The sequence below is a fragment of the Streptomyces nojiriensis genome (genome assembly GCF_017639205.1).
GTDB classification, from domain to species: Bacteria; Actinomycetota; Actinomycetes; order Streptomycetales; family Streptomycetaceae; genus Streptomyces; species Streptomyces nojiriensis.
In genome coordinates this window covers 7,191,830-7,217,268 of the sequence record NZ_CP071139.1, presented here as the reverse complement: position 1 = coordinate 7,217,268, position 25,439 = coordinate 7,191,830, and the positions used below count along the sequence as shown (strand labels likewise).

At 71.9% G+C, this 25,439-nt stretch carries 25 protein-coding genes; 6 read left to right on the top strand and 19 right to left on the bottom strand.

Annotated elements, in window-relative coordinates:
* Positions 1-8: 8 nt before the first annotated feature.
* Together JYK04_RS33385 and JYK04_RS33380 are read right to left on the bottom strand one after the other, a co-directional pair.
* Positions 9-1,208: an alginate lyase family protein gene (locus JYK04_RS33385; protein WP_189740741.1), complete on the bottom strand. Its 1,200-nt coding sequence runs from the start codon at positions 1,206-1,208 to the stop codon at positions 9-11.
* 105 nt (positions 1,209-1,313) lie between these two features.
* Positions 1,314-1,565: a helix-turn-helix domain-containing protein gene (locus JYK04_RS33380; RefSeq protein WP_189740738.1), complete on the bottom strand. Its 252-nt coding sequence runs from the start codon at positions 1,563-1,565 to the stop codon at positions 1,314-1,316.
* Between the two features lie 64 nt (positions 1,566-1,629).
* Between JYK04_RS33380 and map the strand changes: the two genes are divergently transcribed.
* Positions 1,630-2,397, top strand: a complete 768-nt coding sequence (map, locus tag JYK04_RS33375; RefSeq protein WP_189740735.1) for a type I methionyl aminopeptidase — start codon at positions 1,630-1,632, stop codon at positions 2,395-2,397.
* A 15-nt stretch (positions 2,398-2,412) separates the two neighbouring features.
* Here the strand turns inward: map and ggt are convergent, their stop codons facing one another.
* The gene (ggt, locus tag JYK04_RS33370) at positions 2,413-4,212 is read right to left on the bottom strand and encodes a gamma-glutamyltransferase (RefSeq protein WP_189740732.1); all 1,800 of its coding nucleotides are present in this window, start codon (positions 4,210-4,212) and stop codon (positions 2,413-2,415) included.
* A 101-nt stretch (positions 4,213-4,313) separates the two neighbouring features.
* Between ggt and JYK04_RS33365 the strand changes: the two genes are divergently transcribed.
* Complete coding sequence (locus JYK04_RS33365; protein ID WP_189740729.1) at positions 4,314-5,039, top strand: hypothetical protein; 726 nt, start codon at positions 4,314-4,316, stop codon at positions 5,037-5,039.
* Here JYK04_RS33365 and JYK04_RS33360 read toward each other — a convergent pair.
* The 6 genes from JYK04_RS33360 to JYK04_RS33335 form a co-directional block, all read right to left on the bottom strand.
* A complete protein-coding gene (locus tag JYK04_RS33360; RefSeq protein ID WP_189740726.1) occupies positions 4,999-6,258 on the bottom strand; it encodes a cytochrome P450 in 1,260 nt (419 codons plus the stop codon). The two genes, JYK04_RS33365 and JYK04_RS33360, sit on opposite strands and share 41 nt — an antisense overlap.
* Positions 6,259-6,327: 69 nt before the next feature.
* Positions 6,328-6,813 (bottom strand): hypothetical protein, encoded by a 486-nt coding sequence (locus tag JYK04_RS33355; RefSeq protein WP_189740724.1) that lies wholly within the window; start codon positions 6,811-6,813, stop codon positions 6,328-6,330.
* Between the two features lie 89 nt (positions 6,814-6,902).
* Entirely contained in the window at positions 6,903-8,348 is a 1,446-nt protein-coding gene (locus tag JYK04_RS33350) for a sensor histidine kinase (protein WP_189740722.1), read from the bottom strand.
* Positions 8,349-8,354: 6 nt separating this feature from the next.
* Positions 8,355-9,038, bottom strand: coding sequence for a response regulator transcription factor (locus tag JYK04_RS33345; RefSeq protein ID WP_189740718.1), 684 nt, complete (start codon positions 9,036-9,038; stop codon positions 8,355-8,357).
* Positions 9,039-9,078: 40 nt separating this feature from the next.
* Positions 9,079-10,761: a murein biosynthesis integral membrane protein MurJ gene (gene murJ, locus JYK04_RS33340; protein ID WP_373297464.1), complete on the bottom strand. Its 1,683-nt coding sequence runs from the start codon at positions 10,759-10,761 to the stop codon at positions 9,079-9,081.
* Positions 10,758-11,867, bottom strand: coding sequence for a lipid II:glycine glycyltransferase FemX (locus JYK04_RS33335; RefSeq protein ID WP_229875922.1), 1,110 nt, complete (start codon positions 11,865-11,867; stop codon positions 10,758-10,760). The genes murJ and JYK04_RS33335 overlap by 4 nt, the downstream gene beginning before the upstream one ends.
* 307 nt (positions 11,868-12,174) lie before the next feature.
* On the opposite strand from JYK04_RS33335, the gene JYK04_RS33330 reads away from it, so the two are divergent.
* Positions 12,175-13,344 (top strand): L,D-transpeptidase, encoded by a 1,170-nt coding sequence (locus tag JYK04_RS33330; protein WP_189741406.1) that lies wholly within the window; start codon positions 12,175-12,177, stop codon positions 13,342-13,344.
* A gap of 163 nt (positions 13,345-13,507) precedes the next feature.
* The gene (locus JYK04_RS33325) at positions 13,508-15,094 is read left to right on the top strand and encodes a CocE/NonD family hydrolase (RefSeq protein ID WP_189740709.1); all 1,587 of its coding nucleotides are present in this window, start codon (positions 13,508-13,510) and stop codon (positions 15,092-15,094) included.
* Positions 15,095-15,097: 3 nt separating this feature from the next.
* Here JYK04_RS33325 and JYK04_RS33320 read toward each other — a convergent pair whose 3' ends face one another.
* From JYK04_RS33320 to JYK04_RS33280, 9 genes are all read right to left on the bottom strand, one after another.
* Positions 15,098-15,841, bottom strand: coding sequence for an amino acid ABC transporter ATP-binding protein (locus JYK04_RS33320; protein WP_189740706.1), 744 nt, complete (start codon positions 15,839-15,841; stop codon positions 15,098-15,100).
* 83 nt (positions 15,842-15,924) lie between these two features.
* On the bottom strand, positions 15,925-16,365 hold the full coding sequence (locus tag JYK04_RS33315) for a DUF6278 family protein (RefSeq protein WP_189740702.1): 441 nt from the start codon (positions 16,363-16,365) through the stop codon (positions 15,925-15,927).
* A 106-nt stretch (positions 16,366-16,471) separates the two neighbouring features.
* Entirely contained in the window at positions 16,472-17,257 is a 786-nt protein-coding gene (locus JYK04_RS33310) for an exodeoxyribonuclease III (protein ID WP_189740699.1), read from the bottom strand.
* 30 nt (positions 17,258-17,287) lie between these two features.
* A complete protein-coding gene (locus JYK04_RS33305; RefSeq protein ID WP_189740695.1) occupies positions 17,288-17,920 on the bottom strand; it encodes an MBL fold metallo-hydrolase in 633 nt (210 codons plus the stop codon).
* Between the two features lie 30 nt (positions 17,921-17,950).
* Positions 17,951-18,541: a hypothetical protein gene (locus tag JYK04_RS33300; protein ID WP_189740692.1), complete on the bottom strand. Its 591-nt coding sequence runs from the start codon at positions 18,539-18,541 to the stop codon at positions 17,951-17,953.
* Positions 18,538-19,710, bottom strand: a complete 1,173-nt coding sequence (locus JYK04_RS33295) for an ROK family glucokinase (protein WP_189740689.1) — start codon at positions 19,708-19,710, stop codon at positions 18,538-18,540. Before JYK04_RS33295 ends, JYK04_RS33300 begins: the two co-directional genes overlap by 4 nt.
* A complete protein-coding gene (locus JYK04_RS33290) occupies positions 19,707-20,678 on the bottom strand; it encodes an ATP-binding cassette domain-containing protein (protein ID WP_373297463.1) in 972 nt (323 codons plus the stop codon). The genes JYK04_RS33295 and JYK04_RS33290 overlap by 4 nt, the downstream gene beginning before the upstream one ends.
* Positions 20,645-21,688 (bottom strand): ABC transporter permease, encoded by a 1,044-nt coding sequence (locus tag JYK04_RS33285; protein ID WP_189740686.1) that lies wholly within the window; start codon positions 21,686-21,688, stop codon positions 20,645-20,647. Before JYK04_RS33285 ends, JYK04_RS33290 begins: the two co-directional genes overlap by 34 nt.
* On the bottom strand, positions 21,685-22,695 hold the full coding sequence (locus tag JYK04_RS33280; RefSeq protein WP_444545759.1) for a substrate-binding domain-containing protein: 1,011 nt from the start codon (positions 22,693-22,695) through the stop codon (positions 21,685-21,687). The genes JYK04_RS33285 and JYK04_RS33280 overlap by 4 nt, the downstream gene beginning before the upstream one ends.
* 231 nt (positions 22,696-22,926) lie before the next feature.
* Here JYK04_RS33280 and JYK04_RS33275 point away from each other — a divergent pair, with 231 nt between their 5' ends.
* Positions 22,927-23,940 carry a Gfo/Idh/MocA family protein gene (locus JYK04_RS33275; RefSeq protein WP_189740683.1) on the top strand — a complete coding sequence of 338 codons (1,014 nt, stop codon included), beginning with the start codon at positions 22,927-22,929 and terminating at the stop codon, positions 23,938-23,940.
* A 63-nt stretch (positions 23,941-24,003) separates the two neighbouring features.
* Here JYK04_RS33275 and JYK04_RS33270 read toward each other — a convergent pair whose 3' ends face one another.
* Positions 24,004-24,921 (bottom strand): DMT family transporter, encoded by a 918-nt coding sequence (locus JYK04_RS33270; RefSeq protein WP_189740679.1) that lies wholly within the window; start codon positions 24,919-24,921, stop codon positions 24,004-24,006.
* Positions 24,922-25,053: 132 nt separating this feature from the next.
* Between JYK04_RS33270 and JYK04_RS33265 the strand changes: the two genes are divergently transcribed.
* Positions 25,054-25,425: a hypothetical protein gene (locus JYK04_RS33265; RefSeq protein WP_189740676.1), complete on the top strand. Its 372-nt coding sequence runs from the start codon at positions 25,054-25,056 to the stop codon at positions 25,423-25,425.
* Positions 25,426-25,439 lie beyond the last annotated feature (14 nt).

The window sequence follows — 25,439 nt, the reverse complement described above, 5'->3', positions numbered from 1 at the left end:
CTAGGCCGTCAGGCGGGCGGGGTCTCTCCGTGGCTGACCGTCTCCCAGGCCACGAACAGCTCGTCCGTCCCGGCCGGCCGCGTCTTCTCGACCAGGGCGCGGGTGTACGGGAGCTTCGCGCCGGTCCGGGTCTCGTAGTGGTGCAGGGCCACCTCCAGGTCGGGCCCCATGGTCCGCTCCACCCTGCCCCCGCACAGCCACGGCGGGGCCTCGGCCCCGAGCTGGTACTTCGCGTGGAACTCCAGTGCGGTGCGCAGCCGGGCGGACTGCTCGCCGTACAGGTCGACGCCCTGGTGCCAGGCGGTCTCGGCGATGTGCGCGGACGCGGCGAGCGCGTAGCCGACGTGCATCAGGTTGCGGCAGGTCTCCTGGGCGATGCCGTCGACGTAGGTGCCCTGGTCGAACCAGTACGCCTTGACCTGGGCGGCCGTCTGGATGGCGGCGGACCGCGGGGCCATCGGGCGCGGGCCGTCCATCCGGAGGTAGAAGTACGCGGGCACGCGCGCCCGGAACCGCTCCAGGGCCTCCCGGAAGATCGTCCGGTCCTCCAGGAAGACGGCGATGGAGACGGCGGCGTCGGTCATGGCCAGTTCCCAGTTGCCGTTGTAGGCGGGCACCTGGGTGCGGACGGCCGGCAGGTAGGCCGTGCGCAGCATCCTCTTGAACCGGGTGACGCGGGGCTCCGCCCAGTCCGGGTAGTCGGCGTGCATGATCTCGGCGGCCCGCGCCCAGCTGGATCCGGACCAGGCGGCCTGGAGGCCGGCGTTGTCCTCGCGGTGCTGCTTCATCACGGCCGACCAGGCGTCCATGATCTGTACGGCCTTGCGCGCGTGGGCGGTCCGGCCGTTCACCGACCACAGCAGGGCGTGGCTGTAGGCGGCGATGGCGTCCTGCCGTTCGTCGAGACAGGACTGCGGTCCGCTGTTGAAGGGGCAGGGCACCACGTCGGCCGGGTGCGGGGTGTAGTCGAGCGAGGCGTAGCGGCTGCCGAGGAGTGCGCGGTACGCAGAGAGCCAGGGTTCCTTGCCGGCCGCGACCATCTGCTTCGCCTGCCGGAGCTGGCCGTGGCTGACGACGACGCCGGGGTGGTGGAAGACCACGTCGCCGGCGCGGGGGCGGCCTTCGGGGGCGGCACACGCGGCGAGCAGCAGGCCGCCCGCGAGGAGGGCGCCGACGACTGCGAATCCGACTCGCTTGGATGCGTTCATGGCTGACACGCCTTCACGCTTGCCCCGCGCTCCGGACCTCCCACCGCCGATTGGGCCGTCTGGCCGCCGGGCCCGCCCGAACGGCAGGCCGGGACCCGCCCCGACCTAGGCCGGGACGACGGCGCAGCGTCGCAGCAGGTCGTCCAGGGAGAGGCCGAGTGCCGCGGCGAGGGCGGCGACCGTGAAGAAGGCGGGGGTGGGCGCCCGGCCGGTCTCGATCTTGCGCAGGGTCTCGGCGGAGAGCCCGGCGCCGGCCGCGACCTCGACCATGCTCCGGTCGCCGCGGGCCTCACGCAGCAGGAGGCCGAGCCGCTCGCCGCGCTCGCGCTCTTCGGGGGTGAGGGGGGTACGGACCATGCCGTCATCCTACCCCGCACACCAATAACTATCCCGTTATTCTTATACCGGTATAGTTATTGGCATGGTGAAACTGAAGACGGACCGAGAGATCGACGAGATGCGGGCCGCGGGCCGGGTGGTCGCCCGCGCCCTGGCGGCCGTACGGGAGGCGGCCGACGTGGGGGTGTCCCTGCGGGACCTGGACCGGGTGGCCCGCGAGGTGCTGCGCGAAGCCGGTGCCACCTCGCCCTTCCTGGGCTACCGGCCGCAGTTCGCGCCCGTGCCCTTCCCCGCCGTGGTGTGCGTCTCGGTGAACGACGCGATCGTGCACGGCATCCCCGACGACTACCGGCTGCGGGACGGCGACCTGGTCAGCGTCGACTGCGGGGCGAAGCTCGGCGGCTGGGTCGGGGACGCGGCGGTCAGCTTCACCGTCGGCCCGGCCCGGCCCGCCGACCTCCGGCTGATCGAGACCTCCGAGGCGGCCCTCGCCGCCGGGATCGCCGCCGCCGTGCCCGGCAACCGGATCGGCGACATCGCCCACGCGATCGGCGCCACCTGCCGCGCCGCCGGGTACGGGGTGCCGGACGGCTTCGGCGGCCACGGCGTCGGCCGCACCATGCACGAGGACCCGGGCGTGCCCAACGAGGGCCCGCCGGGACGCGGCATGAAGCTGCGCCCCGGCCTGGTCCTCGCCATCGAGCCGATGCTGATCGCGGGCGGCACGGACGACTACACCTGCGACGCGGACGGCTGGACCCTGCGCACCGTCGACGGCAGCCGTGCCGCCCACTCGGAGCACACGGTCGCGATCACCGCCGACGGTCCGCGGATCCTCACGGCCCTCTGAACCCCTCCCCGGCCGCTACGGCTTCCCGTGCGGGCGGACCACCATCGCCGAGCCGCCGCCCCGGCGGCTGGTCTCGGCCGCCGCCAGCCAGCGCCCGTCCGGCAGCCGCTGCACGCCGGTGGCCGCGCCGATCTCCGGGTTCTGCCGGAAGGCCTGGCCGATCGCCTCCAGCTCCGCGCGCACCGGACTGTTCCACAGGCCCGGCTCCAGCTCCGTCGTGGTCTGGTTGCGCTGGCTGGCCCGCGGCGCCGCGATGGCGTCGACGAGCGGCAGCCCCCGGTCCAGGTGGCCGATCAGGGTCTGCAGCACGGTGGTGATGATCGTCGCGCCGCCCGGGGAGCCCACCGCGAGCACCGGACGGCCATCCTCCAGCACGATCGTCGGGGACATGGAGGAGCGCGGCCGCTTGCCGGGGCCGGGCAGGTTCGGGTCCGGGACCCCGGGCGCGGCCGGGGCGAAGGAGAAGTCGGTCAGCTCGTTGTTGAGCAGGAAGCCGCGTCCGGGAACGGTGATGGCGCTCCCGCCGGTGGACTCGATGGTCAGGGTGTAGGAGACCACGTTGCCCCAGCGGTCGGCGGCCGTCAGGTGCGTGGTGTTCTCCCCTTCGTACGTGGTCGGGGCGGCCCGGCCGGTGCCGCCGCAGGCCACCGGGTGGCGCGGGTCACCGGGGGCCAGCGGGCTGGTCAGCGTACGGTCCGGCGCGATCAGGCAGCCGCGCGAGTCGGCGAACCGCTGCGAGAGCAGCTCGCGCGTGGGCACGTCCACCGCCGCCGGGTCGCCGACCCAGCGGCCCCGGTCGGCGAAGGAGATCCGCGACGCCTCGATGAAGCGGTGCAGGTACTGCGTCTCGGACAGCTTCGAGAGGTCGGTCCGCTCCAGGATGTTCAGCGCCTCGCCGACCGTGGTGCCGCCGGAGGAGGAGGGCGCCATGCTGTAGACGTCCAGGCCGCGGTAGTTCACCCGGGTCGGGTCCTGCCGCTTGGTCGCGTACGCGCGCAGGTCGGCGGTGGTCAGGTCGCCGGGGCGGACCTTGCGGGTGGCCGCCGGGTCCACCGGGGGTGTGCGCACGGCCCGGACGATGTCCTCGGCGAGGGGCCCGCGGTAGAGGGCGCCGGTCCCCTTGCGGCCGAGTTCGGCGTAGGTGGCGGCCAGGTCCGGGTTCTTGAAGGTGGAGCCGACGACCGGCAGGGCGCCGCCGGGCAGGAAGAGCTTCGAGGTCGCCGGGAAGTCCTTGAAGCGGTCCTGGTTGAGCTCGGTCTGGGCCCGGAAGGTGCTGTCCACCGTGAAGCCCTCGCGGGCCAGTTTCTCGGCGGGCTTCAGCAGCTTGTCGAGCGGGCGGGTGCCCCAGGCGTCGAGGGCGCTCTTCCAGGTGGCGGGGGTGCCGGGCACGCCGACGCCGAGGCCGCTGGTCTGGCCCTCCGCGAAGGGGATGGGGAGGCCGTTCTCCTGGAACAGCGCCTCGGTGGCCGTGGCGGGGGCGGTCTCGCGGCCGTCGATCGTGTGCACCCGGCGCGAGCGGGCGTCGTAGTAGACGAAGTAGCCGCCTCCGCCGATGCCCGCCGAATAGGGCTCGGTCACCCCGAGCGCGGCGGCGGTGGCGATCGCCGCGTCCACGGCGTTGCCGCCGGAGCGCAGGACGGCGATGCCCGCGGCGCTGGCGTCGGCGTCGACGCTGGCGACGGCCCCGCCGTAGCCGGCGGCGACGGGCACCTTGGCCGGTGGGGCGGCCGTGGTGGGCGGGGCCGCGGCCCCGGTGGAGACGAGCGCCCCGGCGAGGGCGACGAGCGCTAACTGACGTGCGGCGGGGACGCGCATCCGGTTCCTCCGGTCGACTGCCTGTCAGGTCTGGTTCGCGCAGCGTAACTTCACTGCACCCCCCGCGTCAGGAAGGCGGCCCGGCCGCTACCATCCGCCGCATGAACGACGACGTGCGCAACATCGTGCTCGGGGTGATAGCCACCGCCGTCAGCGGCGGGTTCGGCTGGTTCGCCCGGACCTACCTGTGGCGCCGTACGCTGCGCCGGAAGCAGGCGTTCTTCGGACTGCCGGCCGGCGCCGAGTGCCTGTTCGTGGTCAACCGGCAGATGGGCGGAAAGGAATCCTCGGTGCACCGCAACGACGCGTTCGCGCTGCTGGAGATATCCGCGCTGATCAAGGACTGCGGGGCGAACGTCCAGATCGTCACGCACGACGAGGCGCGTCAGGGCTTCGGCGACCGCGCCGAGTTCTGTGTCGGCGGCCCGACGTCCAACGCCCGTACGGTGGCGCACCTGGCCTCGATGCTGCCCGGGGTACGGGTCGACGTCGCCACCCAGGAGTCCGAGGACCGGGGTGCGATCCAGGTGGGCGGTGAGGTCTACCGGTGGGTCAAGGACCAGGTGGAGCACGTGCTGCTGGCCCGGCTGGCGGGCAGGGAGGGCGGCCGGCCGGTGTTCCTGCTGTCCGGGCAGACCGCGGTCAGCAACCAGGCCGCCGCCCGCTATCTCGCCCGCAACCACGAGCGGCTGGCCCGCACGTACGGGACGGACTCCTTCTGCCTGGTCCTGAAGGTGGTCAACTCCCGTGCGTACGGCCCTGATGTGACCGAGCTGGTGGCCGATGTCACCCGGGCCGCCCGGACACCCGCACCGGCAGCCGTGTGATCCCGTTGATGAAGTTGGAGACCAGCCGGCGCGGCGGTCCCGCCAGTTCCGGCGGGGGCATGGCCGCGCACCACTCCTCGTGGAGGATGCGCAGCTGGAGCCGGGCGAAGTGGGCGCCGAGGCAGACGTGCGGGCCGTCCCCGAAGGAGACGTGCGGGTTGGGGGTGCGTGCCAGGTCGAGGCGGCCGGGGTCGGTGAAGACGCGCTCGTCGTGGTTGGCGGAGGCGTGGAAGACCACCACCTTGTCGCCGGCGCGGATGGACTGCCCGGCCAGTTCGGTGTCGACGGCGGCCGTGCGGCGGAAGCTGAGCACCGGCGGGTGGACGCGCAGGAGTTCGTCGACGGCCCGGTCGAACGGGACGGATCCGGCCGCGAGCCGGCGGTAGGCGTCCGGGGCCCCGGCCAGGGCGAGCAGGCCGCCGGGGGCGGCGCTGCGTACGGTGTCGTTGCCCGCGACGGTGAGCAGGAAGAAGAACATCTCCAGTTCGGCCGGGTCGAGTCCGGCTTCGGCGAGGGCGGTCATCAGGTCGTCGCCGGGGTGGGCGCGCTTGTGGTCGGCCAGTTCGCGGGCGTACGCGAACATCTCGCCGAGCAGGGCCGGGGAGCGCGGGTCGAGCGGGGTGCCGTCCGGGCCGAGGAGCGGCGCCGGGGCGTCGTCGGGATCCTGGTACCCGATGATCCGTACGGTCCACTCCAGCAGCAGGGCCCGGTCGGCGGCCGGGACGCCCAGCAGGTCGGTGAGGTTCAGCAGCGCGTACTCGTCGGTGACGGCGCGTACGAGGTCGGCGGTGCCGTCCTCGGCGTCCTGGCGGGCGGCGGCGAGCAGGGCGCGGGCGCGCTCCCGTACCCGGCCGGCGAAGGCGTCGACGCGGGCGGGGGTGAAGGCGCGGGACACCAGCCGCCGCAGCCGGCCGTGCTCGGGTGGGTCCTGGTTGAGCATGGTGCGGCGCAGGAAGGGCAGGTCGGCCGGGTCGGGGTCGCGGATCTGGGTGGCGCCCAGCCAGGAGGAGTACGTCCGGTGGTCGCGCAGGACCCGCACGACATCGGCGTGCCGGGTGACGGCCCAGAAGCCGGGGCCGGCGGGCCAGCCCCGGATCTCCGGCTCCGGCTGCCAGGCCACGGGGTGCCGCTCGCGCAGCAGCCGGTAGCGCTCGTGCGGGATGCCGGCGGCGTAGATGCGGGGGTCGAAGACGTCGGGGACGTCCGCGGCGTGGTCCATGGGGCCACCGTGACGGGTGCGCGGCCCTGACCGCAAGGGCGCGGTCGCGGCCCGGTACCTACGAGCCCGTCAGCGCTTCAGGTCGCATTCGGCAGGGGCGAGGGTGGTGTCGCTGCCCTGCAGGGTGACGGGGCTGAGGGTGTCCTTCACGGCGGAGACGCCGATGGTGCACACGAGCTGCATGCGGGCCAGTGCCGACAGATCGCCCACGGCGAACGGCACCTTGACCGTCATCCCGGCGTGCGGGCTCGGGCTCACCGAGAGCTTCTCCGACCCCGAGCCGGCCGGCAGCTTGGGCAGCCCCGTGGTGAGCCCGGCCTCGCCGGCCCGGCCTCGGGGGCCTTCCAGCAGCAGGTGCAGCAGCACCGCGGGATTGAGGTCGTAGCCCGCCAGGAAGCTGAACGGCGCCGGGACGAGCCGGTCGCCCTCCTTGGAGAGGAAGTAGAGATAGGTGCTGTTCTTGCCGTCGGCGACCTTGACGGTGGCGGCGTGGCCGCTGTCGATGACCCCGCTGCGTTTGATCCCGCATCCGGTGAGCAGCAGGGCGCAGCTCACCAGCGCCGCCGTGGCCGCGGCCGCCCGGGACCCCGTCCGCGTCCCCGTCCGCGTCCCCGTCCTGGTCCTCGTCCTCGTCCTGCGCCCTGTCATACGCGGGCCTCCAGCGGCATGTCGAGGGTGAAGACCGCTCCCCCGGCCGACCCGTTGGCCGCGAGGAGGGTTCCGCCGTGCAGGCGGACGTTCTCCAGGGTGATGGCGAGGCCGAGACCGCTGCCGGCGGAGCGGGTCCTGGCCGCGTCGGCCTTGAAGAAGCGGTCGAAGATGTGCGGCAGCACCTCGGGGGCGATGCCGGGTCCGCTGTCGGCGACTTCGATCAGCAGCCGTTCGCCGCCCTCGCCCGGCGCGGTCCGCACGGTGATGCGTACGGGGGCGCCGCCGTGCCGCAGGGCATTGCCGACGAGGTTGGCGAGGACGACGTCGAAGCGGCGCGGGTCGAGCCGGGCGCGCACCTGGTCCGGCAGCTCGGCGACGATGCGGTCGTCGACCCAGTGGCGGCGCTCCAGGGTCTTGCGGACGGCTTCGGCGATGTCCACGTCGTCGAGGTTGAGCTCGGCGGCCCGGGCGTCGAAGCGGGAGATCTCCATCAGGTCCTCGACGAGGACGGCGAGCTTGCCCGTCTCGGCGCTGACCAGGCGCAGGGCCTTGGCGGTGTCGGCGTCGAGGCGTTCGGCGTCCTCGTCGAGGACCTCGGTGACGGCGAGCATCCCGGCGAGGGGGGTGCGCAGTTCGTGGGAGACGTCGGAGGCGAAGCGGCGGGCGCGGATCTCCGCGTCCTGGAGCTCGCTCACGGACTGTTCCAGGGCGCGTGCGGTCTCGTTGAAGGTGCGGGCGAGTCCGGCGAGCTCGTCGGCGCCCCGGACCTCGATCCGGGTGTCGAGGCGGCCGCGGCCGAGGTGCTGGGCGGCCCGGCGCATGTCGCGGACCGGCCGCAGCACACTGCGGGCGGCCAGCAGCGCGGGCACGATGGCGATGGCCAGACCCGGGACGGCGCCCTGCTTGGCGGCGTCGACCATGGCCTCCACGGTCTGCTTCTCGGTGGAGAGCGGGACGCTGGCGTAGAAGACGGCTCCGGTGGATTCGCTGAAGCCGTTGTGTTCGAAGAGGGCGGGGACGCCGATGGTGAGCCACGGGTTGCCGCGCGCGTCCTCGACCCGCTGGAAGGCGGTGTAGTCGTGGCGGCGGACCTTCTCGCGCAGGTTGTCGGTGATCACGCTGGAGGTCGGCGTGCCGGGGTTGGTGGAGACCCGCACGCTGCCGTACTCGCCGAAGATGATCCACGGGTGCGGTTTGCCGCGCTTGCCGAGTTCGATGACGATGCGCTGGAGCTCCGCCTGGTCCAGCGGAAGGCGGAACTCCTGCTGCTCGACCTGGTCCCGCAGGGTGCTGATGGCGGTGTCCTGGGTCTGCTTGAGGATCGCGTTGCGCGCCTGCTGGTAGGTGAGGGCGGCGGTGGTCACCGCGCTGATCGCGGCGACCAGCAGGAAGGCCGCGATCAGTCGGGTGCGCAGGCCCAGCGGCGCGATGCGTCTCACGGCCGCCTACAGGGGACCGAAGCGGTAGCCGAAGCCGCGCACGGTCTGTATGTAGCGGGGGCTCGCGTCGGGGTCCTCGACCTTGGTGCGCAGCCGGCGCACGCAGGCGTCCACGAGCCGGGCGTCGGCGTGGTAGCTGTGGTCCCAGACGTATTCGAGGAGTTGCTGGCGGGAGAAGACCTGCTCGGGCGAGGCCGACAGGTGCAGCAGGAGCTTGATCTCGCTGGGGGCGAGGGGCACGCGCTCGCCGCTCTTCGCGACGCTCAGCCCGGCACGGTCGATGGTCAGCTCACCGTGCTGCTCGACCCCGGGGCGGGTGCCCACGGGGTCGCTGAGCCGGCGCAGTACGGCTTTGATGCGGGCCTCGATGACCTCGGTGCGGGCGGGTTTGACGATGTAGTCGTCGGCGCCGGCCTCCAGGCCGACGACTATGTCGAAGTCGTCGCCGCGGGCGGTGAGCATGATGATCGGCACCTGGCTGGTCTCGCGGATGCGGCGGCAGACCTGGACGCCGTTGATCCCGGGCAGCATCAGGTCGAGCAGGACGAGTTCGGGGCGGAAGCCGCCCATCAGCGCCAGCCCTTCCTCGCCGGTCTCGGCGGAACTCACGTCGTGGCCCCGGCGGCGCAGGCCGAGGCCGACCCCCTCGCGGATGGAAGGGTCGTCCTCGATCAGCAGTACGCGTGGCATCCGGTCAGTATCCCAAAGGTGTTGCGGGGCCTGCCTCCCGCTATCGGCCGATCCTGCGCCACAGGGAGTTCAGCATGTCGGTGATCTCCGTCAGGCGCAGTGGCCCGGCGAGGATGACGACGACCAGGGCCAGTGCGGCGGTTCCCGCCCCGACCGCGGCGAAGTCGCCGAACGGGTCGGCGGCGCGGGCGGCCGCGTACCCGGCGCCGGCCGCCGGTACGCAGGCGGCCAGCAGCCGCAGGTGGGTCCGTACGGCGGTCGTGCGCCGTTCGGTACGGGTGCCCGCGCGCGGGCCGAGCCGGCGCGCGAGGGTGTGGGCGGTGAGGGCGGCGCCCGCGAGGAAGGCGACGGAGGAGGCCGCGGCCATGCCGGTGGCGGCCCAGCGCGGGGACAGCAGGAAGTAGGCGGCGGCGGACAGGCCGGCGGTGAGCGCGGCGATGACCAGGTTGAGGAGGAAGGGGGTCCGGGTGTCGGAGAGGGCGTAGAAGCCGCGCGAGAGCACGTACTGCGCGGAGTAGGCGATCAGGCCGGGCGCGAAGGCGATGAGGATGCCCGCCATGACCTCGATGTCGGCGGCGCCGGTGCGGCCGTACTCGAAGACGCTGCCCATCACCCAGGGGGCGAGGGCGGCGAAGAGCGCGGCGGCGGGCACGACGAGGGCGGCGCTGGAGCGCAGGGCGTAGGAGATGTCGCGGCGTACGGCGCCGAGGTCGCCGTCGGTGGCGGCCGCGCTCATCCGGGGCATCAGGGCGGTCACGAGGGAGACGGTGATGATGCCCTGCGGGACGATCCACAGCTGGTAGGCGTTGCTGTAGGCGGTGTAGCCGGCGCCGCCCGCGAGTCCGGCTTCCACTGCGTGCTGTCCGGTGGTGGTGGAGAGCCGGGTGACGACCCAGTAGGCGAGCTGGTTGGTGAGGACGAGCATGACCAGCCAGCCCGCGTTGCGCAGTGGGCGGCCGAGGCCGCTGCCGCGCCAGTCGAAGCGGGGGCGCCAGCGGAAGCGGGCGGCGCGCAGCGAGGGGACGAGGGCGAGGGCCTGGATGACGATGCCGATGGTGGTGCCGAGGCCCAGGAGGCGGGTCTCGGCGGCGGTGAGTCCGGCCGCCCCGTCGTGGGAGACGTAGAGGAAGAGCCCGAAGACGCCGATGATGACGAGGTTGTTGAGGACGGGGGTCCACATCATCGCGCCGAACCGGCCGCGGGCGTTCAGCACCTGCCCGAGCAGGGTGAAGAGTCCGTAGAAGAGGATCTGTGGCAGGCAGTACCTGGCCAGCGCCACGGTGGTGGCCGCCTGGGCGCCGTCGTAGTCGGTGTACACCGAGACGATCAGCGGGGCGGCGAGGACGGCGACGGTGGTGAGCACCACGAGGGCGGCGGTGCAGGCGGTGAGCAGCCGGTCGGTGTAGGCGGATCCGCCGTCCGCGTGCTCCTTGGCGGCCCGGACGAGCTCGGGTACGAAGACGGCGTTGAGCGCGCCTCCGATGAGCAGGATGTAGATGATGTTCGGGACCGTGTTGGCGACGGCGTAGCCGTCGCCGAGGAGTCCGGTGCCCAGCGCCGCGACGACGACGGCGGAGCGGATGAAGCCGGTGGCGCGGGAGACGATCGAGCCGGCCGCCATGAGTGCGCCGCTGCGCAGTACCGAGGTCTTCCCGGACGGCGCGTCGGCGGCTTCCGCAGCCGCGGCCGCTCTGGTGCCGGTTTCGGTGTCGGTGGCCGTCACCGGCGGGCCAGGTAGGCCTGGAACGCCTTGTAGAGCGCCGCGTTGGCGACTCCGTCCATCGGTATCTCCCACTCTCCGAGCGTTTCGACGACCTGTCCGCCGGTGCCGAGCTTCCAGCGCAGCAGCCCGAAAGATCGTTCGTCGGGGTCGAGGGTGGAGGGTACCCCGCGCATGTCGTATTCGTCCGCTCCGAGGGCGTGGGCGTCGCACATCATGCGCCACTGCAGGGCGTTGCTGGGCCGTACCTCGCGGCGGTGGTCGGCGGAGGCACCCGTCTGGTACCAGACCCGGTTGCCGGCGGCGATCATCGTGTGGGCGGCGAGGATCTCCCCCCGGTGGACGCCCAGGTAGAGCCGCATGCGGCCGGGCTGTTCCTCGTTCAGGACCCGGTACTGCTGCTCGTAGTACGCGAGGGAGCGGCCGAGGCGGAAGCCGTCGCGCTCCTCGGTGATGCGCAGCAGCCGGTAGAACTCGGGCAGGTCGGCGAAGGTGCCGATGACCGTCTCCACACCGGCCTTCGTGGCCTTGCGTACGTTGCGCCGCCATTCCTGGTTGAGACCCGACCACACCTCGTCGAGGGTGCGGCCGGCCAGCGGCACGCGGAAGACGTGGCGGGGCTGGGCGTCGCCGTCGTCCTCGCCGCCGCAGCGGTGCCAGCCGCGGGTGCGCAACCGGTCGGCGAGGGCGGCGCCCACCGGGTCGACCTCCGTGGCGAGCACGTCGGAGATCTGCCGTCCGGGCCCGGTCGCCGCCTTGGCGGTGGCCGCGTCCCAGCGGCGGTAGGCGGGGGTGGGGCCGATGCGGACCGCGAAGGCGCCGGAGGCGCGCAGGTGCCGCAGGAGCGGGTTCAGCCAGCGGTCGATGTGCGGGTCGGACCAGTCGACGACGGGCCCTTCGGGGAGATAGGCGAAGTATTTCCGCGTGCCGGGGAATTGCCGGTAGAGAACGAGCCCGGCTCCCTGAATCTCACCGTCCGGATAGTGCCATCCGACCCTTTCGGAGCGCCAGAGGTCCTTTACCCGGGCCCAGGACGGGTACTGGAGAAAGCTCGCGCCCCCGTTCCAGTGGAGGAAGGTCTGGTATTCGGTGACGGACAGGGCGCGCACCCGGAGCTGCCCGTCCTGGTCATGGTCCTGCTGGGCGGGGTTCACGAGCAGTGCACACACGGCCGACAGCCTTCCTGTTCGTCCTGACGGTCTCTCACAGGACTCTCACAGCCGCCCGTGACCGAAGTGCGCAACGTTTGTGACCGAATGATGACCGTTTCGCTGCGGTCGATGTCACAAGCCTGAGGACGAGCTTTTCCACCGAATGCGGAACCTAAAGTCGCCTCGTTCGCATCTCCTTTTGTGAACGTTCATCGCCACCACCACTCGAAGGGGCCCTTCGTTGAGCCGTATACGCCGCACCGCCATGGCGGGCACCGCACTTCTGGCCGCCTCGCTCACCGCCTGCTCGGGCGGGAGTGACGGTGGCGGCGACGACAAGGGCACGGCCGAACTGAAGCCGAAGGCGGCCATGGCCGTCGCGGTGAACCTCACGGGCGATCAGGTCAAGGCGGGCCAGCCGGTGACGGTGACCGTCGCCGAGGGCAAGCTGGCCCAGGTGAAGGTGACCGACGCCAAGGGCGCCGAGCTGCCGGGGAAGATATCCGACGACGGGAAGACCTGGACCTCGGAGCGCAACGCCCCGCCCGGTGCGGAGTACAAGGTCGAGGCGCAGAACACCGACAGCCAGAGCGCCACCACCCAGTTCAAGACCACCGCCGCCGACAAGGTGAACAAGGTCTCGATCAACATCCCCAAGGGCAGCACGGTGGGCGTGGCGATGCCCGTGTCGCTCGTCTTCGACAACCCGGTGGCGAACAAGGCCGAGGTCGAGAAGCAGCTCAAGGTCACCACCTCGGACAACAGCGAGGGCTCCTGGGGCTGGATCAAGGACTACTCCGGCAACGACCGCGTCGACTGGCGACCCAAGGACTACTGGAAGTCCGGCACGGACGTGAAGGTCGAGATGAACCTGAACGGCGTCGACTCCGGCAAGGGCGGCGGCCTGTTCACCCGGGACTACAACACCGAGTTCAAGATCGGCAAGGACCGCCGGATCCAGGTCAGCCTCGACACCAAGAAGATGTCGGTGAGCCAGGACGGCCAGACGGTCAAGACGGTCCCGATCTCGGCCGGCACTCCCGGCGGGAAGAAGGCCTCCTGGTCCGGGAAGATGGTGATCATGTCGAAGGAGGGCACCATCCGGATGGACTCCCAGACGGTGGGCCTGGACAACGCCTACAACAAGATGGTCGATTACTCGATGCGGCTCACCTGGTCCGGCATGTACGCGCACGCCGCCCCGTGGAACGAGGGCAACTTCGGCCGCGCCAACAGCAGCTCCGGCTGCGTGGGCATGAGCGACGCCAACGCCAAGGAGTTCTTCGAACAGTCCCAGATCGGCGACGCCTTCGAGGTGGTCGGCGAGGGCTCGAAGGGCAACGCGGACATCGGCAACGGCTACGGCGAGTGGAACCTGTCGTGGGACCAGTGGAAGGCCAAGAGCGCCCTGTCCGGCGCCCCGCAGAACGGCTGACGGCCGCACCGCAGTTGGTCCGCCGCGGGCGGGCCGCCGCGACCGCGACCGCGACCGCCCAATCGTTACCGGCACGTAACTTACTCACGGGCTACGTTGGGTAACACGCTCCCGTTACCGTCGGGTCACTTTGACAACCCGGCGCACGCGCGAGGAGCGAGAGATGCGACGCACCACCACCGCCGCGGCCGTGGCGACCCTGCTGGCCGCAGCCGCCCTGGGCCTGGCCCCCCACCAGGCCCAGGCGGCTCCCGCCGGCGGGCCGGCCGCCACCGCCGACGCCTCCGCGCAGATCCGCTTCCACGACATCCCCGGCTCCGGCGGAGTCACCCTCAAGGGCAACGTCTTCACCCCGGCCGGGGCCGGGAGCGGCCGTACGTACCCGCTCATCGTGCTGCCCACCAGCTGGGGCCTGCCACAGACCGAGTACCTCGCCCAGGCCAAGAAGCTCGCCGACTCCGGTTACGTCGTGGTCAGTTACACCTCCCGCGGCTTCTGGCTCTCCGGCGGCAGCATCGAGGTGGCCGGGCCGCCGGACATCGCCGACGTCAGTGCCGTCATCGACTGGGCCCTCGCCAACTCCCCCGCCGACGCGGACCGCATCGGCCTCGGCGGGGTCTCGTACGCCGCCGGCATCACCCTGCTGGCCTCCGCGCACGATCCGCGCGTCAAGGCCGTGGTCGCGATGAGCGGGTGGGCCGACCTCATCGAATCCATCTACTCCGGCCGCACCCAGCACGTCCAGGCCGCCGCGATGCTCGGCGCCGCCGGATACCTCACCGGCCGCCCCGGGCCCGAACTCCAGTCCCTCCTCGGCAACTTCCTCGGCTCCCGGCTGGACCAGGAGCAGCAGATGATCGAGTGGGGCAGGAAGCGCTCGGCCTCCGAGCAGGTGGACCGGATCAACGCCAACGGCACCGCCGTCATGCTCGGCAACGCCTGGGGCGACACCATCTTCCCGCCCAACCAGTACGCGAAGTTCTACGAGCGGCTGACCGGCCCCAAGCGCCTGGAGTTCCGCCCCGGGGACCACGCCACCGCCGAGGGCACCGGCCTGCTGGGGCTGCCCAACGACACCTGGACCAACGCGCACCGCTGGTTCGACCGCTACCTCAAGGGCGAGCGCAACGGCGTCGACACCGAGGCCCCGGTGCAGATCAAGTCCCGTAGCGACAACGGGTACGAGGGCTACGCCGACTGGAAGTCGGTCGGCTCCGGGGGCACCGAGAAGCTGGCGCTCTCCGACAGCGAGCACCTCTTCGCCAATGTCGACTCCGGCGCCAACGGCGGCATCCTCCTCCTCTCCAGTGCCCTCGACCAGTTCGTGAAGGCGCCGCCGATCGCCTCCGTCCCGCTCCTCCCCCGGGCCTTCGCGGCCGTCTGGCAGTCGCAGCGCTACGCCGAGGCGCGCCGGATCCGCGGCACCGTGAAGCTGCACACCACCGTCACCCCCACCAAGGGCGACGGCACCTTCGTCGCGTACCTCTACGACGTCGGCCCGCTCGGCATCGGCAAGCTCGTCAGCAACGCCCCGTACACCTTCCACGGGAAGGCTCCCGGCCAGGGCTTCGGCGTGGACCTGGAGCTGTTCTCCACCGCCTACGACGTCCCCGCAGGCCACCGGCTCGCCCTCGTCGTCGACACCGTCGACCCGCTCTACATCGAGCACAACCCCATCGGCGCGCAGCTGACCTTCTCCTCGCCGCGCACCGATCCCAGCTACGTGTCGGTGCCGCTGCGCGAACAGTGATCGTCAGTGCTTGAGGATCTTGGAGAGGAAGTCCTTCGCCCGGTCGCTCTCCGGGGCGGTGAAGAACTGCTCCGGGGTGCGGTCCTCGATGATCCGCCCGTCGGCCATGAAGACCACGCGGTTCGCGGCGGAGCGGGCGAAGCCCATCTCGTGGGTGACCACGACCATGGTCATGCCCTCGCGGGCGAGCTGCCGCATCACCTCCAGCACCTCGTTGATCATTTCCGGGTCGAGTGCGGAGGTGGGCTCGTCGAAGAGCAGGGCCTTGGGACTCATGGCCAGGGCGCGGGCGATCGCCACGCGCTGCTGCTGACCGCCGGAGAGCTGGGCCGGGAACTTCTCGGCCTGATCGGCCAGGCCGACCCGCTCCAGGAGCTCCCGGGAGCGCCGGTCCGCCTCGCCCCGCTTGCGGCCGCGTACCTTGACCTGCGCGAGCGAGACGTTGGCGAGGACGGTCTTGTGCGCGAACAGGTTGAAGGACTGGAAGACCATCCCCACCTCGGCGCGCAGCCGCGCCAGCTCCTTGCCCTCGGCGGGCAGCGCCTCCCCGTCGATCAGGATCGTGCCCGACTCGACGGTCTCCAGCCGGTTGATCGCCCGGCACAGGGTGGATTTCCCGGAGCCGGAGGGGCCGATGACCACCACCACCTCCCCGCGGCCGACGGTGAGGTTGATGTCCCGCAGTACGTGCAGTGCACCGAAGTGCTTGTTGACGTCCCGCAGCTCGATCAACGGTTCGACGGCCATGTGCTGCCCTGCCCACTTGTCGGAGTCGGAGTCGGAGTCGGAGTCGGTCTCGATGTCGGTGCCGGTCGCGGTGCGCCGGGGCGTCAGCCCTCGGAGGCCTCGGCGTACGCCTGGCTGAGCTCGGGGGATCCGGTCATCGCCCAGGCCAGGCCCGACTCGATCACGTTCAGCTCCCGGCCCGAGGCCAGCCGGATCACCGGCTGACCGTTGGGCCACACCCGCCAGGCGGCCCCCGGAACGGTCCGGATGATCACGGTCCCGAGGTAGAAGCCGGCGTCGTTGCCGAGCCAGGGCACCGCCTCCGGGTCCCGCCGCCAGCGCGGCATCAGCTGATCCAGGGCTTCCAACGAGTCCTGGCTCTCGTCGAGTTCGAGCCCGGCCGCCCGTGCCTGGACGCGCAGCATCTCGCACTCCGAGAACAACTCGGCGACGCCCTCGGGGTCGTCCGCGAGGGCGGCGGCGAGTCCCGCACCCTGTTCCGTTTCGCGCCGGTTCAGCCAGTTGCCCAGGAAAGGGATGTTCATACCGCCCAGCGTCGCACCAGGATCCGCCACTGACCACAGGGCGCGCCTGGATCCGTCGGCCCGGATGGCTCCCACCGGCCGGCGGTCGGCGGCCACCTGCCCGCGGCTACCGGCCGAGGTCCAGGTCCACGACGACGGGCGCGTGGTCGGACGCGCCCTTGCCCTTGCGCTCCTCGCGGTCGACGTAGGAGTCGGTGACGGCCTTGGTGAAGGGCTCGTTCCCGTAGACCAGGTCGATGCGCATGCCCTTGTTCTTGGGGAAGGCGAGCATCCGGTAGTCCCAGAAGGTGTAGGGACGGTCGTACTTCAGCGCGCGCGGGAACACGTCCGAGAGCCCGGCGGCGCGCAGCGCCTCCAGCGCGGCCCGCTCGGCGGGGGTGACATGGGTGAGGCCCGCGAAGACGGCCGGATCGTAGACGTCCTCGTCGGTCGGGGCCACGTTGAAGTCGCCGAGCACCGCGAACGGCAGCGGACCGGCCGCCTCCTCGGCGATGGCCGTGGTCAGGGCGCGGAACCAGTCCAGCTTGTAGCCGTAGTGGTCGTGCTCGACCTCGCGCCCGTTGGGCACGTACACCGACCAGACCCGGACCCCGCCGCAGGTGGCGGAGATCGCGCGGGGTTCCTGGACGCCCTCGTAGTCGGGCCCGCCGGGCAGCCCGAGGACCACGTCCTCCAGGCCGACCTTGGAGAGCAGGGCCACGCCGTTCCATCGGCCGGTGGCGTTGACCGCCGATTCGTAGCCCAGCTCGCGCAGCTCGTCGTAGGGGAACTGCTCCGCCGAGCACTTGGTCTCCTGGATGCACAGGACATCCGTGCCGGAGCTCTCCAGCCAGGCCAGCAGGCGCGGCAGCCGGGCGGTGATGGAGTTGACGTTGAAGGTGGCGATACGCATACGTGCCAACCTACCGCCCGGCACCGACAGTCACAGTTCGGCGGAGTCCCCCGCGGTGAGTCGCCCGTGGTCGGTGCCCCCGAGGGCGCCCAGGGCGTGGTCGTAGACGGGCCGGGCGATGTCGGAGAGGTAGGCGTCGTGGATGTCCAGGGCCCGGCGCGGCTTGACCTCGCGGAGGTAGTCGATCACCTCGGAGACCTTGTTCCAGGGGGCGTGCACCGGAACCATCAGGGTCTCGACGGGGACGCCGGGCACGGTCAGCGCGTCCCCGGGGTGGAAGAGGGAACCTTCCACGAGGTAGCCGACGTTCGTGACGCGCGGGATGTCCGGGTGGATCACCGCGTGCAGCTCCCCGTGGACTTGGACCTCGAACCCGGCCGCGGTGAAGGCGTCGCCGTGGCCGACGGTGTGCACCCGGCCCGGATAGGCGGGGGCGAGCTTCTCGGCGACGCTGCGCAGGGTCCACAGCCGGACCGCCGGATCGGCGTCGAGGGCGGCCCGCAGCCGGCCCTCCTCGAAGTGGTCGGGGTGTTCGTGCGTGACCAGCAGGGCGTCCGCCCCCAGGCCCGCGTCCGGTTCGCTGAAGGCGCCCGGGTCGATGACGAGCGTGCGCCCGTCCTTCTCCAACTGGACGCAGGAATGCAGCCGCTTGGTGAGCTTCATGATCCCAAGGCTAGCGCCGACCGGGGGCGGTCACGGGGTGGTGGAGGAGACGACGTAGACCTTGGAGACCTTGGGATCGGTGAGGTCGACGGTGATGTCCCGGGTGGGCCGCGGGTCGTCCTGTTCGAGGGTGGTGCCCAGCCATGAGGTCTCCGGCTTCCAGTGCCAGCCGGCGATCGAGGTGTCGTGCGCGGAGACCGAGACCCCGGGGGTCAGGTCCTCCCGGCCGATGCCCAGGGAGGACAGGAAGCCGTCCAGTTCCGGCGGGGTGACCGCGAACTGGACGTACAGCCGGCTGGTGCGCCAGTTGTTGGTCTCCAGGAACCCGACGCGCCAGGCCTTGTCCGGGACCGGGACCTCGTAGATGCTGCGCTGCACCTTGGAGGGCCAGCCGGGGCGCACCTTGGACGCGCCGACCTTGGCGGCCTTGTCGCGGCCGCTCTCGCGGCTCTGCTGGGTGGAGATCGCCAGGTAGCCCGCGGGTACGCCGACCAGCAGCAGGATGATGATCGCGGTGATCCAGCGGCGCTTGACGACGTGCCTGCGGTCCTCGGCGGTGGGCGTCGGGGTGCCTTCGGCGTCGGGGGCGGAGGCCTGGTGGGGCAGGGTGGGCGGGTTCACTGTTCGTCCTGCTCCTTGGGGACTGCGGGCTCGCGCCGGCCCAGCTGCTGCGCGTAGCGCTCGTACCGCTCGTAGCGCTCGACCCGGCGGCGGGTGGCGCGGCGGAAGCGGCGGGCGACGAGCCGGGCGAGGTCGGCGGCACCGACCATGCCCGCCTCCGGCCCGAGCTGGGCCTTGGCGATACGGGCCTCGGGGCGGTAGCCGCGACCGGTGAGGTGGCGGCGGAAGGCGTCCCGGGCCGGGCCGATCAGCAGGTCGTCGGCGGCGCTGACGCCGCCGCCGATGACGAAGCAGGACGGGTCGAGGGCGGCGGCGAGGTTGGCGATGCCGACGCCCAGCCACTGGCCGATGTCCTGGAGCAGCTCGACGCACATGGCGTCGCCCTCGCGGGCCAGCTCGGTGATCAGCGGTCCGGTGATCTCGGAGACGTTGCCGCCGACCCGGGCGATGATGTTGTACGCGACCGGCGAATCGGCGGCGGCCAGCTCCCGGGCCTCGCGGACCAGCGCGTTGCCGGAGCTGTACTGCTCCCAGCAGCCGCGGTTGCCGCAGGGGCAGCGGTGGCCGCCGGGGACGACCTGCATATGGCCGAATTCGCCGGCGACCCCGTACCGGCCGCGCTTGACCTGGCCGCCTTCGAGGATGGCCCCGCCGATGCCGGTGCCGAGCGTGATCATGACGAGGTGGTCCTCGCCGCGTCCGGCGCCGAAGCGCCATTCCGCCCAGGCGGCGGTGTTCGCGTCGTTGTCGACCATGACCGGGACCGCGAGCCGGGACTGCAGCGCGTCGCGCAGGGGCTCGTCGCGCCAGGCCAGGTGGGGTGCGAACAGCACGCGGGAGCGGTCGGCGTCGACCCAGCCCGCCGCCCCGATGCCGACCGCGTGCACGTCGTGCCGGTCGGAGAGGTCCAGCACCAGCTCGACGATGGTGTCCTCGACGACCTTGGGGCTCTTGGACTTGTCCGGGGTCTCCGTGCGGATCTTCTCCAGGATGATCCCGTCGGCGTCGACGACGCCCGCCATCACCTTGGTGCCGCCGATGTCGATGCCGACCGTGGGGACGCGCGGGGCCGTCAGGTGCGACCGGCGCTCCCGGGTCCCGATGGTCCGCAGGACGGTGCCTCGCGCCGACCCCCGGTGGGTGAGCGTGAAGTCCCGGTACGTGCTCATCGAGTCGTGTCGTCCCTCTTGGGTGCGGTGGTTCCGGGGGGCCGGCCGGCCTCGTCGGCCGGGCCGCTCCGCCCGGCCGGGCCGTCCGTCGCGGCCGTGGCAGGTGGGGTGCCTTCCCCCGATTCTGCCACTCGCTCCAGCTCGTGGCTCAGTTCCTCCAGCTCGGAGCCGCCCGCCATCTGCCGGGTGAGCTCGTCGAGCGTGATCGAGTCCCGGGTGTGGCTGCCCGCCATGGTGCCGCGCTTGAGGAGCACGAAACGGTCCCCGACCAGGTACGCGTGGTGCGGGTTGTGGGTGATCAGGACCACGCCGAGGCCCGCGTCCCGGGCGGCGGCGACGTACTTGAGGACCACTCCGGACTGCTTGACGCCGAGGGCCGCGGTGGGCTCGTCGAGTACGAGGACCTTCGCCCCGAAGTACACGGCGCGGGCGATGGCCACGCACTGCCGCTCGCCGCCGGACAGGGTGCCGATGGGCTGGTCCACGTCGCGCAGGTCGATGCCCATGCGCAGCAGCTCGGTGCGGGTGGTCTCGCGCATGAGCTCCACGTCGAGGCGGCGGAAGGGGCCGCTGCCCTTGGTGGGCTCGGAGCCGAGGAAGAAGTTCCGCCAGACGGGCATGAGCGGGACGACGGCGAGGTCCTGGTAGACGGTGGCGATGCCGTGGTCGAGGGCCGCGCGGGGGTTGGCGAGCACGGTCTCCTCCCCCTCGATCTCGAAGGTGCCGGCGTCGTGCCGGTGCAGCCCCGCGATGATCTTGATGAGGGTGGACTTGCCGGCGCCGTTGTCGCCGAGGACACAGGTGATCTCGCCCGCCGAGACCTCCAGGGAGACCCCCTGGAGGGCGCGGATGTTCCCGTAGAACTTGCTGACCTCGGTCAGCTTCACCAGGGCGGTGCCCGCTCCGGGAGCGGTCGCGGTCTTCTCGGTCGCACTCACTTGGTCGCCTCCGCCCGCTTGCGGACCCATGCGTTGAGCAGCGTGGCCAGCAGGAGCATCGCGCCGAGGAAGAACTTGAACCAGTCCGGGTTCCACTGGGCGTACACGATGCCGTTGCTGGTCATGCCGAAGATGAAGGCACCGACCGCCGAGCCGATGGCGGAGCCGTAGCCGCCGGTCATCAGGCAGCCGCCGATGACGGCCGCGATGATGTAGAGGAACTCGTTGCCCACGCCCTCGCCCGACTGGACCACGTCGAACGAGAACAGGATGTGCTGTCCGGAGATCCAGGCGCACAGGGCGACGCCCATGTAGAGGCCGATACGGGTCTTCACGACGGGCACGCCGGTGGCGCGGGCCGCGTCGGCCCCACCGCCCACGGCGAAGATCCAGTTGCCGGCGCGGGTGCGCAGCAGGATCCAGGTGGCGACGGCAACGATGGCGAACCACCACAGGACGGTGACCTTGAGGGTGACCGAGCCGATGGTCCACTGCGAGGCGAAGAGGGCGCGGGCGGAGGGGAAGCCCTCCATGTCGGCGATGGTCTTGGTGGAGACGGTGCCGGTGATCAGCTTGGTGAAGCCGAGGTTCAGGCCGGTCAGCATCAGGAAGGTGCCGAGCGTGATGATGAAGCTGGGCAGCTTCGTGCGCGTCAGCATGAATCCGTTGAAGAAGCCGATGGCCAGGGTGACCAGCAGGGACACGCCGACGCCGACCCAGACGTTGGCGGTCATCTGGTAGCTGAACATCGAGCTGACCAGCGCCGAGGTGGTGACCATGACACCGGCGGAGAGGTCGAACTCGCCGCCGATCATCAGCAGGGCCACCGGGGCGGCCATGATCCCGATGGTGGAGGCCGAGTAGAGGATCGTGCTGAGGCTGGAGGCCTGCAGGAAGGTGGGGGCGGCGATGGAGAAGAAGACGAAGACGGCCACGGCGCCGACCACCGAGCCCAGCTCGGGGCGGGCGAGCAGCTTGCGCAGGGTGGAGGTGGGGGCCAGCCGTTCGTCGCGCCCGTCGGCGGGTGCGGCCGCGCTCATCGGCTGCCCCGCTTGATGTACTCCTCCAGCTTGCCCGCCTCGTCGGCGGTCACGATCTGCGGTCCGGTGAGCACGGGGCGGCCGCCGCCGAGCACGTTGGCGTTGTAGCGGTAGAGCCAGAGCAGGTCGATGGCCTCGTAGCCCTGCAGGTAGGGCTGCTGGTCGACGGCGAAGCCGAGGGCTCCGGACTTCAGGTCGCGGGCGACCGACGCGTTCAGGTCGAAGGTGTCCACCTCGGCCTTGCTGCCGGCCGCCTCCTTCGCCTTGACCGCGGTGGGTGCGAAGGGTGCGCCGAGGGTGACGATGGCGTCGACGGAGGGGTCGGCCTGCAGCTGGGCCTGGATCGCCGCCTGGACGGAGGGCATGTTGGTGCCCTCGACGTACAGGTTCTCCATGGTTCCGGAGAAGGTCTTCTTCGCACCGGCGCAGCGCTGCTCGTGGCCGACGTTGCCCTGCTCGTGCAGGACGCAGACGGCCTTCTTGCGGCCGCGCTCGTTCAGCTCGGTGCCGACGGCCTCGCCCGCGACCACCTCGTCCTGGCCGATGTGGGTCAGCGCCCCGTACGCGGCGGACTGGGCGGAGCCGGAGTTGACCGTGATCACCGGGATGCCGGCCTTGACGGCCTTGGCGAGGACGTCCTTGAGGGCCTCGGGCTTGGCCAGGCTGACGACGATCCCGTCGACCTTCTGGTCGATGGCGTTCTGTACGAACTGCGCCTGCTGCTGTGCCTGGTCGTCGTGGGCGTAGACGAAGTTGATGTTGTCCTTCGCCGCGGCCTCCTTGGCGCCCTTCTGCACGATGTCCCAGAAGGTGTCGCCGTCGCCCGCGTGCGTGATCATCGCGAAGGTCCAGCGCGGGGTGGAGACGGCCGGCCGGCCCGCCTGGGCGGCCTTCGCGCGCTCCTCGGCGCGCTTGCCGCCCGTACTGCTGCAGCCCGCGAGCGAGGCCCCCAGTACCGCCGCGAGCACGGCGCCCACGACGCGCACCCCTGTCCGAACCCTAGCCACGTCGCCGCGCCCTTCCCTCGTCACCAATTCGGTCCGTCGTCGAGCCGGTCGACGATCCGGTCGTCACGCCGGCCGTCGAGCCGGTCATCAATCCGGTCATTCCGGCTCCATTCCGGTCCAGCCGTTCAGTATCCGCCACAGTCGACCATGAAGGGTCATCGGGGCACGCGCGGGCAGGTTGACATGCGCGGGCGGATTGACAGGTTCCGCCGACAGGGTCAGGTTGAGTGCATGCGCATCGGCTTGATCGGAACGGGCCGGATCGGGTCCTTCCACGCGGCGGTACTGGCCCGCCACCCGGAGGCGGGCTCGCTCCTGCTCGCGGACGCCGACCCCGCGCGGGCGGCGCGCCTCGCCGACCGGCTCGGGGCCACCGCCGCGCCCTCCGTGGAGCAGGTCTTCACCTGGGGTGTGGACGCGGTGGTGGTGGCCTCGGCGACCGAGGCGCACGCGGACCTCGTCGTACGGGCGGTCCGCGGCGGACTGCCGGTGTTCTGCGAGAAGCCGCTGGCCCCGGACCTGAACCGGACCCTCGCGGCGCTGCGGGAGGTCACGGCCTCGGGCGGACTGCTCCAGGTGGGCTTCATGCGCCGCTTCGACGCGGGCTACGGCACGGCCCGGGGGCTGGTCCGCTCGGGCGCCCTGGGACGGCTGCACACCATCCGGACGATGACGGCCGATCCGGCCCCGCCGACCGCCGCGTACCTGGCGACCTCCGGCGGGCTGTACCGCGACTGCCTGGTGCACGACTTCGACATGGTCCGCTGGGTGACCGGGCGCGAGGTGGTCGAGGTGTACGCGGCCGGGTCGGACGCGGGTGGGGCGCTGTTCCGGGAGACGGGCGACATCGACACGGCGGCCGCCGTGCTGACGCTGGACGACGGGACCCTGGTCACGGCGACCGGCAGCCGCTGCAACGGCGCCGGGTACGACGTGCGGATGGAGCTGGCCGGGGAGCTGGACCAGGTCTCCGTCGGGCTGGACGACCGGACGCCGATCGCCTCCACCGAACCGCACGGCCCGCCCCCGGCGAGCAAGCCGTGGACGGGCTTCCTGGAACGTTTCGCCCCGGCCTACGAGGCCGAGCTGGCGGCCTTCGTCCAGCTGGTGCGGGGCGAGGAGCCGAATCGGTGCGACGGCCGGGAGGCGCTGGCGGCGTTCCGGATCGCGGAGGCCTGCGAGCTCTCGCGCCGGGAGCGGCGCCGGGTGCGGCTGGAGGAGCTCCCGGACCTGCCGGCTGTGTAAGGGGGGCACGGGGCCACAGTACGGCGGGTGATCACCTGTGGCTGCGGCGCTTTCCGGACACGCTCATGCGGCGGTGACGGCGCGCCGCCCCCAGGCGGTGCCGACGAGGACCAGGAGGGCTCCCGCGTAGCCGAGGAACCCGGGCTCCTCCCCTCCGATGACGATGCCGGCGACGGCGGCCCACAGGGGTTCGGTACCCAGCAGCAGGCTGACCCGGGAGGGCGAGGTGCGGCGTACGGCCCACATCTGCACGAAGAAGGCGAAGAGGGTGCAGAAGACGGAGAGGAAGGCGAGCCCGGCCCACTCGGCGGCCCCGAAGCCGGCGGCCGCGGCCCAGGTGCTGTCACCGGTCCCGGGCGCGGCGGCCAGCAGCGCGAAGACGAGCACGGCGGCCCCGAGCTGCACGGTGGTCAGGGACAGCGAGTCGGCGTCCTGGACGGCCTCGATGCGGGCCATCAGCAGGACGTGCAGGGTCCGGGCGAGGGCGGCGCCGAGGATGAGCAGGTCACCGAGGCTGGGGGCGGTGAAGCCGGCGCCCTGGGTGAGGAGCACGACCCCGGCGACGGAGACGGCGGCGGCGCCGAGGAAACCGGTGGAGGGCGCCTGCTTCCTGACGGCCGCTTCGGCGAGCGGGGTGAAGATCATCGTCAGGCTGATGATCAGCCCGGCGTTGGTGGCGGAGGTGTGGACGACCCCGTAGGTCTCCAGTAGGAAGATCCCGCCGAGTACGAGGCCCAGCAGCCCGGCGCCGCGCAGCTGGGCGGGGCGCAGGGCGCGCAGCCGCGCCCACCCGGCGACGACGAGCACGGGCAGCACCAGCGCGAACCGGAGCACGAGCACGGCGACGACGGTGTGGGTGGTGGTGATGCCCTTGGCCGCGAGATAGCTGCCGCCCCAGACGACGGCGACGGCCAGCACGGGCAGATCGGCGAACCAGGCCCGGCGCGGGGCGGCTTCGAGGGCGGGCGAGATCACGGTCAACGGAGGTCTCCGACGTCACGGCAGGGGTGGAGACTTCGGCGGCTCGCACGGGTGCGGGACACCGTACCGGAGCCGATCATGCCGGGCGACCCCTTTCCGGGCCCGCGACCCCGGACCCGTAGCATCGGGCCCATGGCTGATCTCTATGCCCTGGACCTGGCGTTCGACCTGCTCGACACCACGCCCGACGACGTGCTCGCGGAGGTGCGGCGCCAGCTGACATCGCCGGACGGCCTCCTCTCGACCCGGGGCCCGGCGTGGCGCGTGGGCGGCATGCTCGTCGGCGAGTTCGCACCGACGGACCGCGGCGGCTGGGCCCTGACCGCCCGCCAGGAGGTCCACGAGGAACAGCTCCCGGAGGTGGAGGACCTCCTGCTGCTCCTGGCCCCCCACATCCGCCCGCCGGGCCCGGTCGGCCGGCTCCGCTTCTACGAACACGAGGCCCCGGACCTCCTGGTCCTGCGCGAGGGCCGCGTGGTCCAGCTGGCCCTGGACCCGCGGTAGGCCGTCTCTTCCGG

What these genes read in the sequence shown, in the direction of transcription:
- JYK04_RS33385 (WP_189740741.1), bottom strand. Translation starts at nt 1,208, where the DNA reads ATGAACGCATCCAAGCGAGTCGGATTCGCAGTCGTCGGCGCCCTCCTC.
- JYK04_RS33380 (WP_189740738.1), bottom strand. Translation starts at nt 1,565, where the DNA reads ATGGTCCGTACCCCCCTCACCCCCGAAGAGCGCGAGCGCGGCGAGCGG.
- map (WP_189740735.1), top strand. Translation starts at nt 1,630, where the DNA reads ATGGTGAAACTGAAGACGGACCGAGAGATCGACGAGATGCGGGCCGCG.
- ggt (WP_189740732.1), bottom strand. Translation starts at nt 4,212, where the DNA reads ATGCGCGTCCCCGCCGCACGTCAGTTAGCGCTCGTCGCCCTCGCCGGG.
- JYK04_RS33365 (WP_189740729.1), top strand. Translation starts at nt 4,314, where the DNA reads ATGAACGACGACGTGCGCAACATCGTGCTCGGGGTGATAGCCACCGCC.
- JYK04_RS33360 (WP_189740726.1), bottom strand. Translation starts at nt 6,258, where the DNA reads ATGGACCACGCCGCGGACGTCCCCGACGTCTTCGACCCCCGCATCTAC.
- JYK04_RS33345 (WP_189740718.1), bottom strand. Translation starts at nt 9,038, where the DNA reads ATGCCACGCGTACTGCTGATCGAGGACGACCCTTCCATCCGCGAGGGG.
- JYK04_RS33330 (WP_189741406.1), top strand. Translation starts at nt 12,175, where the DNA reads ATGGCGGGCACCGCACTTCTGGCCGCCTCGCTCACCGCCTGCTCGGGC.
- JYK04_RS33325 (WP_189740709.1), top strand. Translation starts at nt 13,508, where the DNA reads ATGCGACGCACCACCACCGCCGCGGCCGTGGCGACCCTGCTGGCCGCA.
- JYK04_RS33320 (WP_189740706.1), bottom strand. Translation starts at nt 15,841, where the DNA reads ATGGCCGTCGAACCGTTGATCGAGCTGCGGGACGTCAACAAGCACTTC.
- JYK04_RS33315 (WP_189740702.1), bottom strand. Translation starts at nt 16,365, where the DNA reads ATGAACATCCCTTTCCTGGGCAACTGGCTGAACCGGCGCGAAACGGAA.
- JYK04_RS33310 (WP_189740699.1), bottom strand. Translation starts at nt 17,257, where the DNA reads ATGCGTATCGCCACCTTCAACGTCAACTCCATCACCGCCCGGCTGCCG.
- JYK04_RS33305 (WP_189740695.1), bottom strand. Translation starts at nt 17,920, where the DNA reads ATGAAGCTCACCAAGCGGCTGCATTCCTGCGTCCAGTTGGAGAAGGAC.
- JYK04_RS33295 (WP_189740689.1), bottom strand. Translation starts at nt 19,710, where the DNA reads ATGAGCACGTACCGGGACTTCACGCTCACCCACCGGGGGTCGGCGCGA.
- JYK04_RS33290 (WP_373297463.1), bottom strand. Translation starts at nt 20,678, where the DNA reads ATGGGTCCGCAAGCGGGCGGAGGCGACCAAGTGAGTGCGACCGAGAAG.
- JYK04_RS33285 (WP_189740686.1), bottom strand. Translation starts at nt 21,688, where the DNA reads ATGAGCGCGGCCGCACCCGCCGACGGGCGCGACGAACGGCTGGCCCCC.
- JYK04_RS33275 (WP_189740683.1), top strand. Translation starts at nt 22,927, where the DNA reads ATGCGCATCGGCTTGATCGGAACGGGCCGGATCGGGTCCTTCCACGCG.
- JYK04_RS33265 (WP_189740676.1), top strand. Translation starts at nt 25,054, where the DNA reads ATGGCTGATCTCTATGCCCTGGACCTGGCGTTCGACCTGCTCGACACC.